Here is a 16039-nt window from a genome sequence, read left to right as displayed (position 1 = left end):
TGAATTGTGTACAGCAGGAGTGAGCCCTTCGAGGTGATCACCGCCGAAGGTATTCGTGAGGCGCGCTTCGGCGAACCACGTGCTGTCCATCGTGAGCGGCTGGGTGATCACGTCCCGTTCGAACGATTCGGTGGCGGCGTCCTGGACTCGTACTACGACATGACCCTCGTTCTGATGTACGACGCGGAGGACAGGTTGGTGTCGATAGACATGTCCGACTCGTTCGACGTGGTGTGGAACGGGATCTCCTTGGTCGGCCGGCCTCTCGGCGACGTGTTGCGAGAGATGGCGGATGCTGGTTTCCGGCCGGACGAGTTCGAATCGGAGTCGCTGAAGTTCGGCGGACTGGGGATGAGCCTGTACTCCCCGGCCATCGACGAACCCGACGAGGACGTCAAGCACGTCATCCTGGAACCCGTTCGGTAGCGGCGTCGTTGCGCAGTTGCGCAAGGTCGTTGATTCCGGTGTGGAGCGCTGACTAGTTTCAGCTCACCGGTTCCGCATCGCCGCCCGTGTGTGTGTGCCGTCTGATCAGGATTCTTGTCCGGCCGTGTTTGCGCGGGCGGCAATCAGACGTTCACGGGGGAGATCGACGATGATGAGGACTACTCGGCGACGACTGGGCGGGGCCGTGCTCGCGGCCGCCGCCGTCGTGCCGGTGGGTGTGGCCGTGGCCGTGAGCCCGGCGCAGGCCGCCGACACCTTCCAATGCGCGCCGCAGACCACGCTGTTCGGGGTGGCCGCGGACGGCAAGTTGTACAAGCACGTCTACAACAAGCCGGGCACCGATCAGGCGCAGGGTACGACCAGCATCAACATCGGGATCGGCTGGAACGGCTTCAACCGGGTGCTCGGCGGCCCCGACGGCCGGATCTACGGCATCAACTCGAGCGGCGCCTTCCGCTACCGCTACACCGGGACGGCCTGGGAGATCGTCGACGGCAGTGAGAGCGTCGCGATGGGCACCAACCTGGCCGACTACGCCAACCCGGCCAACCGCAACAAGATCACGGTGGACGAGATCGGCGACTTCTACGGCGTCGACGGCGCCGGCAAGCTGCGCCAGTGGCGGTTCGACGAGGCCACCAAGACCTGGCCGATCAACGGCCGGGTGATCGACACCGGCTGGAACCGCTACAACCTGATCGTGGCCGCCGGCCCGGGTGTGCTGTTCGGCCGGGAGCCGGACGGCGACCTGTTCCGGAGCCGCTACGAGTCGACCAGCCAGCGTTGGGTGGGGCTCCGGAACCGGCTGGTCGGCGACGGCTGGGGCATCTTCCCCCAGGATGTCTTCTCGGTGGGCGGCGACGTGCTGCTCGGCCGCAAGACGAACGGCGACCTGAACCACTACCGCTTCCGCGAGGACACGCTCAGCTGGCCGATCGGCGGTACGCGGATCGGCACCGGCTGGAACTTCACCACCGTGATCGCGACGACCAGCAGCTGCTCCCTGACCGATCGGCACGTCCCCCCGCTGACGTCGGTCCCGATCCAGCGGTCGGCGCCGCTGTCGGTGGTGCAGGGTCAGGCCAGCGGCACCGCGCTCGGCCCGATCGAGTACCTCTACAACGACAACATCGGCCGGCTGCGGCACGCCTACCAGCCCAACCCGGACAGCTTCACCACGGTGCAGTTCTCGACCGTGAGCAGCGGCGCGGCCCTCACCGGCCGGACGGCGCTCCTGCCCAACGGCCAGTCCGTCCTGCAGGCGCTGGCGCTGAGCACCACCGGCGAGGTGTGGTCGTTCACCCGCGCCGCCGCGCCGAGCACCTCCTGGCAGGCCGGACAGAGCCTGGGCGGGCGGATGGCCTCGCGTCCGGCCGCGGTCCGGCTCTCCGACGGCAGCCTGCTCGCGCTGGCCGTCGACGTGGACGGCCACCTGTGGCTCCGTCCGCAGGACGGTTCGTCCGGCGACCTGCTGGCCTGGCGGGACGGCGATATCTCCGGCCTCGACCCGGAGGTCACCGCGGTGGCCGGCGCCGACCGTACGGCGACCGTGTTCTCCCGGCGGACCGGCGCCGGGGTCGAGCTGAGCCGGTACGTCGACGGCCGTCTGCAGGCGCCGAGCACGGTCTTCGCGGCGGTGGACGCGACGCCGGCCGTGGTCGTGATGCCGGGCCAGGCGCTCCGGGTCTTCGGCCGGACGCGGACCGGTGAGATCGTCACCCGCCAGACCGACGCGGACGGGCGCTTCACCACACCGGAGAGCGCCGTGGGTTCCGGCTTCACCGCGGTGGGTACGCCGGTCGCGGTGCTTGATCCGTCCGGCCGGGTGGCCGTGGTGGCCCGGGGCGAGGACAACGAGATCTACCGGATCTTCGAGACCGAGGCCGGATCGGACACCTGGGGCACCTGGGAGCGGCTGAATCCCGACGTCTCCGACCCCTCGGTCACCGATCCGACACTGGCCGAGTACACCGGATCGGCCGGCCAGTCCTGGATGGTGGCCTTCCGCAACCAGAACGAGGTCACCAGGGTGTACACCCGGCAGGTGCCCACCGGCGCCGCCAGGTCGACCGGCTCCGTGCCGCGCCTGGTCGGGCATTCCCTTCCGAAACCGCGCCGGTGATCGTCTGGCGCGTCTGATCCCGCTCAGTCCATAATCGACCCGGATCGATCGGTAGCGCCCACGGCACTGTCCGTGGGCGCGCACGGGGGAACGGTCACATGACAACTGAAGCGTTGGCCGCGCCGGTGGGGCGCTGGGGTCTGACCCCGCTGGCGGAAGTGATCTATCGAACGCTGGTCCTGGTCGGCCCGGCGAGCAGCGCCCGGCTCGGCCGTGAGCTGGGTGTCGAGGCGACCCGGGTCGGCCGGGGGCTGGACGAACTGGTCGCGCTCGACGCGGTCCGCCGGCTGGGCCGGGCCGGCGGCCGGACGCTGTGGCGGGCCCGCGCCGTGGCCGAGGTGAACGCGCTGGTGCGCGACCGCCGCGTCCCGGTGGCGATGGCGGTACGCCCGGCCGTGGCGCCGGCGCCCGACAGTGGCCCACCGAGTGTGCTGACCGAACGCGAGCGGGGCATCCTGACCCTGCTCGCGGGCGGCGCCAGCGACGAGGAGGCGGCCGCCGAGCTGGGTCTGAGCCGGCGGACGGTGCTCTACGCGATGCGCGGGCTGATGGACCGGCTGGGCGTCGAGAACCGTTTCCAGCTGGCCCTGCTGCTGGGCGCGGCCCAAACCATCGCCCCCGACCTGACGACCCAGTGGAAGGCGGGCTGACCGCCGGAACTCCTCAGGCCCGGCCGCGCCGTTAGGAAAGCCGGTTAACTTTCGTCCGGAGCATACCGAAGTTTCGATCTCCGACCGAAAAGTTGTTTACTTTGTTTCCAAAGCGGCCTAGCGTCTCGGGACATCGACACAAGTCGATTCGCGCGATGTCTGGAGCGCCCATGAAGAGACTGGTGCTGCTGTCCGTGGCGGCCGTTGCCGCAGCCCTACTTCCCGCCCTGCCGGCCCACGCCGCCGTTCCACCTCAGGAACCCGGTGTCACGCTGCGAACCTACGACCTCCAGGCGGCGCGTGACGCGATCTGCACGCTGAAGCCCGGTCAGACGCCGAACATCGACAAGCTGATGCCGACGGTCAACTGGACGACGGCCGGCGAGTTCGGCCTCGAGGACCGGTTCCAGGCCGAGGCGATCGGCAACATCAACATCACCTCGGCCGGCACCTACGGCTTCCGGCTGACCAGCGACGACGGTTCGCGGCTGCGGATCGACGACGCCCTCGTGATCAACAACGACGGCCTGCACGGCGCGACCGCGGTGGAGGGCGCCGCCAACCTGACGACCGGCTACCACTCGCTGCGCATCGACTTCTTCGAGCGGGACGGCGGCCAGCAGCTCACCCTGGAATGGCGGCCGCCGGGCGCGAGCGCGTACGCCGTCGTGCCGAACACCGTCCTCAGCACCGACTCCGGTGTCGTGCGGGTGACCGCGCCGGGCAAGAAGGAGTGCGAGGGCGCCGCCGACAGCCCGGGCGACGGCCTGCCGCTGACCTCGGTGCACCCCGGCTTCACCCTCACCAACCTGCGTCCCAGCGGTTTTCAGCCGCAGGTCAGCGCCATGGACTGGTTCCCGGACGGGCGGCTCGCGATCGCCACCTGGGGCGGCCAGGAGACCACCGTCGGTGAGGTCTACATCCTCAGCGGCGTCACCGGGAGCACCTCGCCGAGCCAGGTCACGTACCGCCGGATCGCCACCGGGCTGCGCGAGCCGATGGGCCTGAAGATCGTCGACGGGAAGATCTACGTCTCGCAGAAGCACGAGCTGACCGAGCTTAACGACACCAACGGCGACGGCACGATCGACCAGTTCCGCCGGGTCGCCACCTGGCCGTTCGACGGCAACTTCCACGAGTTCGCGTTCGGCCTGCTCTACCAGGACGGGTTCTTCTACCTGAACCTGTCGGTCTCGATCAACCTGGGTGGCGCGACCACCGAGCCGCAGGGGTCGGCCAACCGCGGCACCACCCTGAAGATCAACCGGTCGACCGGCGCGGTCCAGTACGTCGCCGGCGGCCTGCGCACCCCGGACGGCATCGGCTGGGGTCCCGAGGGCGACATCTTCGTCACCGACAACCAGGGCGGCTGGCTCCCGGCGAGCAAGCTGGTGCAGATCAAGCAGGACCGGTTCTTCGGCCACTACACCAACCCGGACGGCCCGTTCGACAACCAGCCGGTTGCCCAGCCGGTGCTGTGGCTGCCGCAGAACGAGATCGCCAACTCGCCGAGCACCCCGCTGATGCTCAACTCCGGGCCGTACTCGGGGCAGATGCTCTTCGGCGACGTCACGTACGGCGGTATCCAGCGCGCGTACCTGGAGAAGGTCAACGGCCAGTACCAGGGCGCGGTCTTCCGGCTGACCCAGGGCCTGGAGGTGGGCGTGCTGCGGCTCAGCCAAGGCCCGGACGGCGCGCTCTACGTGGGCGGGCTCGGCGCCGGCGGCAACTGGGGCCAGGAGGGCAAGCTGACGTACGGCCTGCAGAAGCTGACGCCGAACAGCACCAGCGTCTTCGACATCAAGGCCATGCGGGCGATCGCCGACGGTTTCGAGCTGGAGTACACCCAGCCGGTGTCCGAGGCGACCGCCACCCAGCTGGCCGCCCGCTACCGCGCCGAGCAGTGGCGGTACGTCTCCACCCCGGCCTACGGCGGCCCGAAGGTCGACGAGGAGAACCTGCCGGTCGCCTCGGCCACGCTGTCGAGTGACCGGCTCAAGGTGACGCTGAAACTGAGCGGGCTCAAGCCGGGCCGGGTCGTGCACGTCCGCTCGCCGCGGCCGTTCACCTCGACCTCCGGCGCGTCGCTGTGGAGCACCGAGGCCTGGTACACGCTGAACAGCCTGGCCAACGGCACCACCCTGAAGACCGACCTGGCCGAGGCGGAGAACTCCGGGCTCAGTGGCAGCGCGGGCGTCGCCTCCGACCACACCGGGTACACCGGCTCGGGCTTCGTGGCCGGCCTCGGCTCGGCCGGCGCGGCCGCGACCTTCACGGCGAACGTGCCGGCGGCCGGCGCGTACCCGATCTCGCTGCGGTTCAGCAACGGCCCGAACCCCTCGCCGGGGGCCAAGACGATCAGCCTGTACGTCAACGGGACCAAGCTGCGGCAGATCAGCCTGGCCGACACCGGCAACTGGGACACCTGGGCGGCCAAGGCCGAGTCGGTCACCCTGCGGGCCGGCGGCAACACGATCGCCTTCAAGGTGGACAGTGGCGACGTCGGGCACGTCAACCTGGACAGCCTGACTGTCGGCGGCACCACCGCCGCGGCCACGCCGAAGACCGGGACCCTGACCGGGATCGGCGGGAAGTGCGTCGACGTGGACGGCGCGAAGACCGCCGACAAGACCAAGATCCAGCTCTATACCTGCAACAACTCGACGGCGCAGAGCTGGACCCGGGACGGCGACACGCTCCGGGCGCTCGGCAAGTGCCTGGACATCGACAACAGCGGCACCGCCGACGGCACCAAGGTGCAGCTCTACACCTGTAACAACAGCGCCGCCCAGGTGTGGCTCCAGCAGGCCAACGGCTCGTTGCTCAACCCGCAGTCGGGCAAGGTGCTCGACGTGGCCGGCGGGTCCACCGCAGACGGTGCCCAGCTGCAGATCTACGGTTGGGCCGACGTGGCCCAGCAGCGCTGGACGCACAACGGGACCAGCCGGGTCACCCTGTTCGACGGCGGGAACCTGGGCGCCTTCCAGAACGCCGACGGCAGCGCGGTCACCTGGCCGATCTCCGGCGGCTCGGCCGAGGTGCTCGGCGGGGACATCCGCACCAAGCAGACGTACCGCGACTTCAAGCTGCACGTCGAGTTCTGGCTGCCCAACCTGCCCAGCGACGTGACCGGCCAGCAACGCGCCAACAGCGGTGTCTACCTGCAGGACCGCTACGAACTCCAGGTGCTCGACACGTTCGGCAAGGCGACCCTGGCCAACGACGACAGCGCGGCGATCTATCAGAAACGGGCGCCGTCCTCGAACGCCGGCACCGCGCCGGAGACCTGGCAGAGCTACGACGTGACGTTCCGGGCGGCCCGCTACAACGGGTCCACCAAGACCGAGAACGCCCGCGCCACCGTCGTGTGGAACGGCGTCACCGTGCACAACAACGTCGAGATCGACGGTCCGACCGGCGCCGGCGCCGCCGAGGGCCCGACCGCCCTGCCCATCCGCCTCCAGGACCACGGCGACGCCGGCGCCAACGTCCGCTACCGCAACATCTGGATCGAACCGAGCTGACGCACCACGCCTAGCAGAGATCGAGGATGGCGCCGACCAGGTCGTCGGGCCGGGACAGGAACGGCGAATGGGCCGTGTCCAGCTCGGCGACCCTGGTCGGCGCCGTCGCGATCGCGTCGATCTCGCCGATGAAGCGGCGCTGCGCCGCGACCGGGACGGCGTTGTCCTTGGCGCAGGTCACGAAGCTGTGCGGGACCCGGCCGTAACGGTCCCGGGTGACCGGGAAGGCCTCGGCCGGGATGCCGATCGGGGCACCGGGGGAGAGCAGGTCGATGGCCGCGTCCGCGGTCTGCGGGTCGACGTCGCCGTAGAACGCCTCCCGGATCGCCGGCCGGTTGGTCAGGTCGATCTCCAACCGGCCGGTCTGCGCCGGGTCGCCGGTCAGCAGGCCGGCGACCAGCGAGCCGGCGAACTCCGGCTCGCCCAGGTAGGTGAAGGCCGATCGGCCGGCCGCCGGCGCGAACGCCGCCACGTAGACGATCCGCGCGAACAGTGCGGGCTCCAGTTCGGCGGCCGCGGTCGCGACGATGCCGCCCATGCTGTGCGCGACGACCACGGCCGGCTCACCCTGCCCGATCCGGCGGATCTGCTCGACCAGCGTCGCCGCCGCCGAGCTGGCGGTCACCGAGGTGGCCGGCATGGTGCTCTTGAGGCCGTGCCCGTCGAGGTCGATCGCCACCGAGGCGACGCCCCGCCCGGCCAGTCGTTCCGTCACCGGGCTCCAGCACCAGCTGGCGTGTCCGAATCCATGAACCAGAATCATGCCTTCAACGACGGCGGTGGATCCCCTGGTTCACCGAGTTGCGGCCGCAACCAGTTCGGCGATCCTGGGACAGGGACACCACCTGGGGCTGGGCGCGGTGCTCGTCGTCGAAGCCGCGCGCCTCCCGCCGGATGGCCTCGATCGTCAGCTTGCCGTGCACGGCCGGCACCGTCAGCAGCTTGAGCCCGGCCACCCTCTCGGGGGCGCCGCACTCGTCGACGTGGATGTGCGCGGTGTCGGCGCAGATCACCGACGCCCAGCGGTCGGCCGCGGCCTGGAGCGCGACCACGTTGGCGCCGGTGCCGTTGAGCACCGGGTAGGCCCGTGCGTCGGCGCCGAAGTGTGACCGGAACACCTCTTGCAGGTGCTCGGTGTAGACGTCTCGGCCGTAGCTGACCTGATGGCCGCCGTTGGCCGCGACGATCGCGGCCAGGATGTCCGGGTGGACTCCCGAGTAGTTGTCGCTGGCGAATTCCCGGGAGTCCACGTCATGCATGATCAAAACGCTAGCTCAGCGGCTTCCAGGTGCTCTGATCGGCGAGCGTGGTGAACGTCAGCTCGCGCAGGATGTGCCGGACGTCGTCCATCGACAGCCCCGGGCCGACCTTCTGGAACTCGGCGAAATGCTCGCTGTCGATGGTCATCCTGCAGTAGCCGTTGACGTCGGTGCACGTCACGTTCTTGCCCTGGGCCGGCGCGTTGCCGTCCTTGGGCTTGCCGTGGAAGATCCTCAGCTCCCCGCCGAACGGGTAGTTGTCGAACGAGAGGCTCAGCTCCCCGCCGGTCGGCACCTTCCGGTCGAGTTTCACCGTGGAGAGGAACTCGCTGGTCCCGGCGGCGTTCTGCTCCGCGGCGATCGGCCGCCAGCCGACCGGCAACCAGCCGAACGTGTACGGCGCCCGGATCGGCTCGACGGCCTGCTGAGGGTTCAGCGCCTCGACGATCTTGAGCGTCTCGTCCCGGCTGAGCTCCTCGCGGGTGGTCCACGGCACGAAGGTGGCCCAGGCCTCGCCGTCGTACTTCCAGGCGACGGCAGTCTTGGTGCGCGACAGCGTCTTGATGCTGGGGTCGTTCGGCTTCATCCGCGGGTTGTTCCGGAGCTTGGCCCTCATGTCCGTGAGGTCGGGCACCGTGTAGGAGAGCGTGCGCTCGATGCCGGGCCGGCCACTGATCGTGATGTCCTTCGGCGGGCCGAACTTGTCGCGTTCGAGCTCGGGGACGCCGAACTGCTTGATGTCGTAGGCGCCCGGCCGGTACAGGAAGATCATGCCGTCCGGGAACGGGTACGGAACGCCGTCCGTCTCCATCGTGTTGCCGTCCCGGTACACCGGGACCTCCTGGTAGCCGTAGCTCACCGAGCGGACCGGGCCGAGGTGGAACCGGCCCGTCCGCGACTCGCCGATCGAGAACTCGAGCTTCTTCGGCTGGGTGTAGGTCTTCGGCTCGGCGGCCTTCGAGGGCGCGGCCGAGGGGCTGGCCGCCGTGGGCGTGCCCGGCGACGAGGCGCGTGGGACGCCGCCCGTGAGGCCGACGACCACCGCGACCGCCACGACGGCGGCGCCGCCCGCGCCACCGACGGCGGCCCACCGGCGCCGGGCCTGGATCCGGCGCGCGCCCGCGATGATGGCGTCGGTGTCGGTCCGGGGCGCCGGGGCGCCTTCCTGCACGGACTCAAGCACGTCCTCGATGCGATACGACATGGTCATCTCCCTTCTCGGTGATCTCGGTCGCCAGGACGGCGCGCAGGGTGTCGAGGCCCCGGCTGGTCTGGCTCTTGACGGTGCCCGGCGAGCAGCCGAGCACCTCGGCCGTCTCGTCGATGCTCAGGCCTTCCAGGAACCTCAGGACCAGGGCGGCCCGCTGGCGGGGCGGCACGCGGCGCAGGGCGGCGCGCATCCGCAGCCGTTCGTCGACGTCGCCGGACCGGTCCGGGGCCGGCACGTCCGGGAACGCCTCGCCGACCGCGTGTTCCCGGTGCCAGGGGCGCCGTTTCTCGCCGATCGCCGCCCGGACCACCGCGGTCCGGGCGTACGCCTCGGGCGAGGTCACCCGGTCCCACTTGAGGTAGAGCCGGGACAGCGCCCCGGACACCGCGTCCTCGGCGGTCTGCCAGTCACCGCAGGTCACATAGGCGAGCGCCCGCAGCGGCTGGAACCGGGCCCGGGCGAACTGCCGGAACCCCTCTTCTGACTCGGCATCCACGCGCCGGTCTCCTCTCGTCGAGAGCTAGAGGAAGTGCTCGGCGTCCCGGGTTGCATCGATGACGAGAAAGTCGTCAACCGGACGGAAACTGGCCGCAATGACCGCCAGGATGGGCGCATGACAGCGACCTGGAAGATCGAACTCATCCCCGTGCCGGTCACCGACGTCGACCGGGCCAAGGCGTTCTACGAGAAGATCGGGTTCACCGCGGACCACGACCACAAGGTGCACGACGGGCTGCGGTTCGTCCAGCTCACGCCGCCCGGGTCGGCCTGCTCGATCGTGCTCGGCGACGGCATCACCGAGAAGACGCCGGGCAGCCAGGAGATCCAGATCGTGGTGCCGGACGCCCACGAGGCGCGGCAGCACCTGCTGGACGCCGGGGTCGAGGCCGGCGACGTCGACCAGCAGCCGTGGGGGACCTTCGTGTACTTCCGTGACCCGGACGGCAACAGCTGGTCACTGCAGGCGATCGAGGCGCGGCCCCAGGGCTGAGCCCACAGTTCCTCCACTCGATCGCCACAGCGGGGCATTTGACTCATCCTCAGCCGGTCCACTCAGGGGCCGGGCCAACCTGAGGTATCGGATGACAATCACAGCGTGTGACGGTCGGCTCGACGCGGAGGCGCGGATGACCGCCCTGCACGACGAGCACGCGCCGGCCCTGCTCCGGTTCCTGCTGCGCCTCAACCGGGGCGAGCGGCCGGCCGCGGAGGACATGCTGCAAGAGACGATGCTGCGGGCCTGGCGCCACCTCGACTCGTTGCCCGCCGAGCGGGACGACGCCCGCCGCTGGCTGTTCACCGTCGCCCGCCGGATCGCCATCGACACGGTCCGGCGGCGGCAGACCCGGCCGGTCGAGATCGGACTGATCGACCTGACCTGGGTGCCGGACCGCGTCGACTCGATCGAGACCGCGGACGCGGCCGAGGCGATCGGCCGGGCCTTCCGGGCGCTGACGCCCACCCACCGCACCGTGCTGACCGAGGTGTACGTGCGCGGCATCGGCCTCGACGAGGTGGCCGAGCGGCTCGGCGTCCCGGTCGGCACGGTCAAGTCCCGCGCCCACTACGCGATGCGCTCGCTGCGGCTCGCGCTCGACGCGGGGTGATGACTCGTTCCACCTGCGCGTCCGGGGCGCTTCGCCGGGCGGCGGAGGTGGAACGGGCACAGGGTGCCCGCCACCCGCTGGGGGGCTGGGTGGCGGGCACCTCACATGCCTTTCCCGATGATCTCCCGGGCCGTGCTCAGCAGCCCGGGCACCGGGTCCCGGCTGGTGTAGAGCATGGTCAGGTCGCCGCCGACCGTGCTCGCCCCGACGACGTGCTCGTCGGCGAAACCGACCAGCCCGGCCGGCCCCCAGAGCTCCTCCAGCCGCAGTGGTCCGTAGCGCAGCGGGATCGGCAGCGCGCCCAGGTTGGTCAGCAGGATGTCGTACGACAGGGTCTGCGAGATGGCCCGCGCCCAGCCGGCCGGATCCTCGCCGTCCGGCAGCGCCCGCCTGATCTCGCCCAGCCGGGCCATCGCCTCGGCGATCCGCCCCGGCTGCCGGAAGATGTCCAGGTCGTCCTTGAACCGCCGGGCCGACGCCCACAGCCCGCCGTCACGCCGCGGGCTCGGCCTGACCACCGGGATCGAGTAGAAGCCCACGCTGTCGCCGATCTCCGGCAGCGTCCGGCGCAGGTTCACCTGGCTGCCGAACCGCAGGTCGCGACCGTCGGCGCCGGGCCCTAGCCGGTGCATGGCCGCGGCCAGGGCGGCGGCCAGCACGGTGTGCACGGTGACGCCCTCCTGGTGGGCGCGGTCGCAGACCAGCTCGGTCAGCTCGCGCCCGAACGCGATCCGGTCGACCCGCGGCGGCAGCGCGGCGTCGATCATCTGCGGTGGGGCGCCGACCGGGTACGGGTGCGGCCCTACCTCGACCCGCGCGCCGTTGAGCAGGTAGTGCTCCATCGGCAGGGCCCGGGTGCCGCCCGACAGGTCCCGGCCGGCCAGCGTCCGCAGCAGGTCCCGCAGCACGACGGCCAGCGACAGCCCGTCGATGGCGGTGTGCCCGGTCAGGATGATCGTGGTGCGGCGGGGGCCGGGCAGCAGCCGGACCCGCAGCAGCGGCGCCGGGCCGGCCGGGAACGGCTCGGTCATCTCGGTCACCAACGAGTCGGTCCAGTCAGCGGCCTCGGTGACCTGGAGCGGGATCGGCGTGCCGGGCCGACCGGCGAAACACGGCCCGTCCGGACCGGGCACCACGGCGGCGCGCAGCAGCGGGTGGCGCCGCTGCACCTGGGCCAGCGCGGCACCCCAGCCGGCCTCGCCGGGCGCGCCGGACACCACCGCGGCCAGGGCGAAGTGCAGCGGCTGGGCCCGCCGAGCAAGCGCTCTCAGGGCTTGCTCCATCATCCCGAGCGGACGATCTGGTGGTGTCACGGCAACTCCCTGGCGGTCCGGCGACCCGAGGCTAACCATCACGAGTGCCGAATTCGTGGAGGACCGGTGGAAGCCGCCGGAGCCGCTCGCGCAGCTCGGCGGCGGTGGCCGACCGGGTCTCCTCGTGGATGCGCAGGCTCTCGGTCCAGGCGTCCCGGGCCTGCTCGGCCCGGCCCTCGTCGAGCCGGGCGTGGCCCAGCGAGAGCAGCGCGGCCGCGGCGCCGGCGTCGTTGTCGGCGGTGCGGTAGAGGTCGGCGGCCCGGGTCAGGCATCCGGCGGCCCGGCCGTTCTCGCCCGCCCGGTGGTACAGGTCGCCCAGGCCCCGCCAGCAGTCGGCCTGGATGACCGGGTCGCCGCAGGCCTGGCCGATCGCCAGGGAATCGCCGAAGAGCCGGACCGCGGTGGCCCGCTGCCCCAGCCGGCCGGCGCAGGTGGCCAGGCCGTGCAGGGCGTCGGCCTGGCCGCGGCGGTGGCCGGTGCGGACGTGCATCCGCAGCGCCTGCCGCTCCTCGTCGACGGCCAGGCTGAAATCGCCGGCGTCGCGCAGGATCGAGGCCAGGCCGCAGTGCACCGAGGCGACCTCGCCGGCATTCTCCAGCAGCGTGAAGATGCGCCGGGCGTTCTCCAGGTGGACCCGGGCACGGTCCAGGTGCCCGAGGTGGTGGTAGGCGGCGGCCAGGCTGCGGTGAGCGTGACCCTGTCCGGTCAGGATCGGGCTGGACTGCGCCGCGCGCAGGGCCGTCCGCATCGTGCCGGCCCAGTCGTGCCAGAGCCCGCGGCTGCGGTAGAACGGCTCCAGGGTCAGCGCGAGCTGCCAGGCCGACGTGTCCGCCTCCTCGTCGGTGGCCCGCCGCACCGCCGCGCTCAGCACCGCGTGCTCGGCCGCGAACCAGGCCAGCGCCGCGGTCCGGTCCTCGGCCACCTCGGGCACGACGCCGGGTGGGGGCTCGCCCGGTGGGATCGGCTCGCGGTGCGGGGCGAGCAGGAGATGGATCCGGTACGCCGAATGGTGGTAGTGGGCGAGCAGGCGCGCGAAGGCGGCCTGCCGGTCGGCCCGTTCGTCATCGGTGAGCTGCTCCGTGGCGTACGCGCGGACCAGATCGTGAAAACGGTAGCGGCGGGGCTGGTGCTCGACGACCAGATGCGCCTGGGTGAGATCGGCGAGCAGCCCCCGGACCTCGCGCCGGGGCAACCCGGCCAGGCTGGCCGCCGCGGACAACGAGATGTCCGGGCCGATGTGCATCGCGAGCAGCCGGAACAACGCGGCCGCCGGATCGCCGAGCACCCGGTACGACCAGGAGAACGCCGCCCGGACATCCACCCCGCCGTCGGCGAACACGCCCAGGTCGGTGTCGGCGTCGCGCAACTCGTCGGCGATCGCCCGCAGCGGGAAGCGCGGTTCGGCCGCGGCCCGGGCGGCGACCACGGCCAGAGCCAGCGGCAGCCGGGCGCAGGCCGCCACGATCTCGTCCATCGCCGACCGGTCCTCGGCCGCCCGCTCGGCCCCCAGCCGCCGGGCCAGGAACTCGCCGGCCTCCTCGGCCGTCGGCACGCCCAGCGTCAGCAGCCGGGCGCCACCGGTCGTGGCCAGCCCGGTCAGCCGCCGCCGGCTGGTCACGATGACGGCACAGCCCGCGGTGCCCGGCAGCAGCGGGCGCACCTGGTCGGCGTCGTAGGCGTTGTCCAGCACGATCAGCACCCGCCGCCCGGCCAGCAGGCTGCGGAACAGGCCGGTCTGCGGCCCGATCCCGGACGGCACCGCGTCGTCCCGCACGCCGAGCGCGTTGAGGAACCCGCGGATCGCCTCGCCGGTGCCGATCGGGGCGGCGGCCACGTCGAAGCCGTTCAGGTCGATGTGCAGCTGGCCGTCCGGGAAGCGCGGGGCGAGCAGGTGGGCGAGGTGGATGGCGAACGTGGTCTTGCCGACGCCGGGCATCCCGTCGATGGCGAGCACGCCGGCCGTCAACGCCTCGCGGGCGGCGTCCAGCTCGTGCGCCCGCCCGGTGAACAGGCCCAGGTCGGGTGGGAGCTGGGCCGGGCGCACGGTCGTGGTCGTCACGGCCTGCGGCTTCAACACCGAGAGGTACGCCGCCTGCAGCTCCGGACCGGGGTCGACGCCCAGCTCGTCGGCCAGGGTCTCGCGCTTCTCCTCGTACAGCGCGAACGCCTCGCTCTGCCGGCCGTCCGCGGCCAGGGTGAGCATCAGCTGGGCCTGGAGCGCCTCGTCGAGGGGATGGAGGTCGGCGATCGGCCGCAACGCGGTGAGCATCGCGCCGCCCTGCCCGGCCCGCAGCGCGGCCTCGGCGGCGGCCCGCGCCGTGCCGGCCACCTCGTGATCGATCGCGGCGAACGCCGTCGGCCGTCGTCCGCCGCTCAGCTCGCCGGCCGCGCACGGCCCGTGGACCAGCCGCAACGCGTCGGCGAAGTGCCGGGCGGCGGCCGGGTGGTCGCCCCGCCGGGCGGCGTCCCGGGCGTCGGCGGCGTGCCCGCGGAAGGCCAGCAGGTCGGAGGCGCCCGGCGCCACGGTCAGCCGGTAGCCGGAGCGGGACCGGACCAGCCACCGGCCCTCCGAGCGGGTCGGCAGGTCCGGTTCGAGCACCCGGCGCAGCACGCCGATGTAGCGGTGGACGCTGTTCACGGCGCTGGTCGGCGCGTCGTCACCCCAGAGCAGCTCGACGAAGTCGTGCACGCCGACCGGGCCGGTCGGGTGGGCGAGCAGCAGGGCCAGCATCAGCCGCTGCTGGCGCGCGCCCAGGTCGACCTCGGCGCCGTCCCGCCAGGCCCGGAGCGGCCCGAGCAGGGCGAAGGTGGGTTCGCTGCTCATCGGCGTCCCACCACCGCCGACCAGCCGTGCCCGAGCTCCTCGGTGGCGACGTCCCGGAAGCCGGCCGCGGCCAGCCAGGCCCCGGCCTCGGCCGTGGTGCTCTGCCGCCCGGCCGGGGTCTCCAGCAGCAGGCCGAGCGAGGAGAGCAGCGCCGCGGTGTTCCGGCGGCGGCCGTCGTCGACCATCCGGTCCTGCACGACCAGCATCCCGCCGGGCGGCAGGGACGCGTGGGCCCGGGCCAGCATCGCGTCGCGGGCCGCGGGGTCGAGCCGGGCCAGCACCTCGCTCAGCACGTACACGTCGGCCGGCGGCAGGTCGTCGTAAGTTACCAACTGGTCGGTAAGGAAGAGCCGCTCGACGTTCTCGGCGTACTCCGGCGTCGCGTGCACGACCCCGCCGCTGATCCCCGGGTACGCCTGGGCCAGCCGTACGGTCAGCAGCCCGGCCCCGCCCACCTCGACCACCGTCTCGACGCCACTCCAGTCGACCCGCGCGATCAGCTCCTCGACGACCGGGGCGAGCGCCCACGCCCGGCCGTCCTGATAGTCGCGGCCCGCCCCGGCCGGCGACGAGGCCGGCGACGACGCGACCGGCGTCGCGACCTGCGGTTCCCCGCTGCGCAGCGCCCCGGTCAGCGACCCCCACATCGGATAGTCGTGGCCGCCCATCCGCTCGAGCACCCCGCCCGCGTAGGTCGGCTTCCCCCGGTCCAGGTAGAGGTCGGCGTCCGCGCTGTTCCGGTACGCGTCCCCGTCCCGGACCAGCAGCTTCAGCGCCACCAGCGCGTCCAGGAAGTCCGGCGTGGCCCGCGCGTGCAGCCCGGCCTCGGCGGCGATCCGCGCCCCGCTGCGCGCACCGTCCCCGAGCACGGTGAAGACCCCCAGCTCGACCGCGGCCAGCAAGGTCCGCGCCGCCATGAAGCCCGCCGCTACGGACAGTAACGAGTCGAGCCCTGTCTCGCCGGTCTCGCTCGTCATGCCGTTTCCAACGCATGGCAGGTACCCCAGGTTCAGATGCCGGGTCAGATCGTTGCCGAACGGCACGCCCGGACGACTGCGGACAGTGATGGGCGCGCCACATCGT

13 protein-coding genes are annotated in these 16039 nt (G+C 71.9%); 6 read left to right on the top strand and 7 right to left on the bottom strand.

Annotated elements, in window-relative coordinates:
* The first annotated feature begins 6 nt into the window (after positions 1–6).
* The 4 genes from AB0O15_RS12185 (at position 7) to AB0O15_RS12170 (ending at position 6743) form a co-directional block, all read left to right on the top strand.
* A complete protein-coding gene (locus tag AB0O15_RS12185; RefSeq protein ID WP_364317605.1) occupies positions 7–426 on the top strand; it encodes a hypothetical protein in 420 nt (139 codons plus the stop codon).
* A 169-nt stretch (positions 427–595) separates the two neighbouring features.
* Entirely contained in the window at positions 596–2569 is a 1974-nt protein-coding gene (locus tag AB0O15_RS12180) for a tachylectin-related carbohydrate-binding protein (protein WP_364317603.1), read from the top strand.
* A gap of 98 nt (positions 2570–2667) precedes the next feature.
* Positions 2668–3219, top strand: coding sequence for a helix-turn-helix transcriptional regulator (locus tag AB0O15_RS12175; RefSeq protein WP_364317601.1), 552 nt, complete (start codon positions 2668–2670; stop codon positions 3217–3219).
* Positions 3220–3389: 170 nt separating this feature from the next.
* On the top strand, positions 3390–6743 hold the full coding sequence (locus tag AB0O15_RS12170) for a family 16 glycoside hydrolase (protein WP_364317600.1): 3354 nt from the start codon (positions 3390–3392) through the stop codon (positions 6741–6743).
* A gap of 10 nt (positions 6744–6753) precedes the next feature.
* On the opposite strand, the gene AB0O15_RS12165 is transcribed toward AB0O15_RS12170, so the two are convergent.
* From AB0O15_RS12165 to AB0O15_RS12150, 4 genes are read right to left on the bottom strand one after another with little or no spacing between them, the layout of a single operon-like run.
* Positions 6754–7506 carry an alpha/beta fold hydrolase gene (locus AB0O15_RS12165; RefSeq protein WP_364317599.1) on the bottom strand — a complete coding sequence of 251 codons (753 nt, stop codon included), beginning with the start codon at positions 7504–7506 and terminating at the stop codon, positions 6754–6756.
* A 4-nt stretch (positions 7507–7510) separates the two neighbouring features.
* Positions 7511–8002 (bottom strand): beta-eliminating lyase-related protein, encoded by a 492-nt coding sequence (locus AB0O15_RS12160; RefSeq protein WP_364317598.1) that lies wholly within the window; start codon positions 8000–8002, stop codon positions 7511–7513.
* Positions 8003–8012: 10 nt separating this feature from the next.
* Positions 8013–9206, bottom strand: a complete 1194-nt coding sequence (locus AB0O15_RS12155) for a hypothetical protein (RefSeq protein WP_364317596.1) — start codon at positions 9204–9206, stop codon at positions 8013–8015.
* The gene (locus AB0O15_RS12150; RefSeq protein ID WP_364317594.1) at positions 9178–9708 is read right to left on the bottom strand and encodes a SigE family RNA polymerase sigma factor; all 531 of its coding nucleotides are present in this window, start codon (positions 9706–9708) and stop codon (positions 9178–9180) included. The genes AB0O15_RS12155 and AB0O15_RS12150 overlap by 29 nt, the downstream gene beginning before the upstream one ends.
* 117 nt (positions 9709–9825) lie before the next feature.
* Here AB0O15_RS12150 and AB0O15_RS12145 point away from each other — a divergent pair, with 117 nt between their 5' ends.
* Together AB0O15_RS12145 and AB0O15_RS12140 are read left to right on the top strand one after the other, a co-directional pair.
* Positions 9826–10203 (top strand): VOC family protein, encoded by a 378-nt coding sequence (locus AB0O15_RS12145; RefSeq protein ID WP_364317593.1) that lies wholly within the window; start codon positions 9826–9828, stop codon positions 10201–10203.
* A 91-nt stretch (positions 10204–10294) separates the two neighbouring features.
* Complete coding sequence (locus tag AB0O15_RS12140; protein ID WP_364317591.1) at positions 10295–10819, top strand: sigma-70 family RNA polymerase sigma factor; 525 nt, start codon at positions 10295–10297, stop codon at positions 10817–10819.
* 101 nt (positions 10820–10920) lie between these two features.
* Here the strand turns inward: AB0O15_RS12140 and AB0O15_RS12135 are convergent, their stop codons facing one another.
* Genes AB0O15_RS12135 through AB0O15_RS12125 form a run of 3 tightly spaced genes read right to left on the bottom strand, consistent with a single transcriptional unit; the run spans position 10921 to position 15933 of the window.
* Positions 10921–12132 carry a hypothetical protein gene (locus AB0O15_RS12135; protein WP_364317589.1) on the bottom strand — a complete coding sequence of 404 codons (1212 nt, stop codon included), beginning with the start codon at positions 12130–12132 and terminating at the stop codon, positions 10921–10923.
* Positions 12133–12163: 31 nt separating this feature from the next.
* On the bottom strand, positions 12164–14956 hold the full coding sequence (locus AB0O15_RS12130; protein ID WP_364317587.1) for a BTAD domain-containing putative transcriptional regulator: 2793 nt from the start codon (positions 14954–14956) through the stop codon (positions 12164–12166).
* Positions 14953–15933, bottom strand: a complete 981-nt coding sequence (locus tag AB0O15_RS12125) for a methyltransferase dimerization domain-containing protein (protein ID WP_364317586.1) — start codon at positions 15931–15933, stop codon at positions 14953–14955. The genes AB0O15_RS12130 and AB0O15_RS12125 overlap by 4 nt, the downstream gene beginning before the upstream one ends.
* Positions 15934–16039 lie beyond the last annotated feature (106 nt).

Source organism: Actinoplanes sp. NPDC089786 (assembly GCF_040684855.1).
In the GTDB taxonomy this organism is placed as follows: domain Bacteria; phylum Actinomycetota; class Actinomycetes; order Mycobacteriales; family Micromonosporaceae; genus Actinoplanes.
This window is presented reverse-complemented; position numbering and strand designations above follow the sequence as displayed.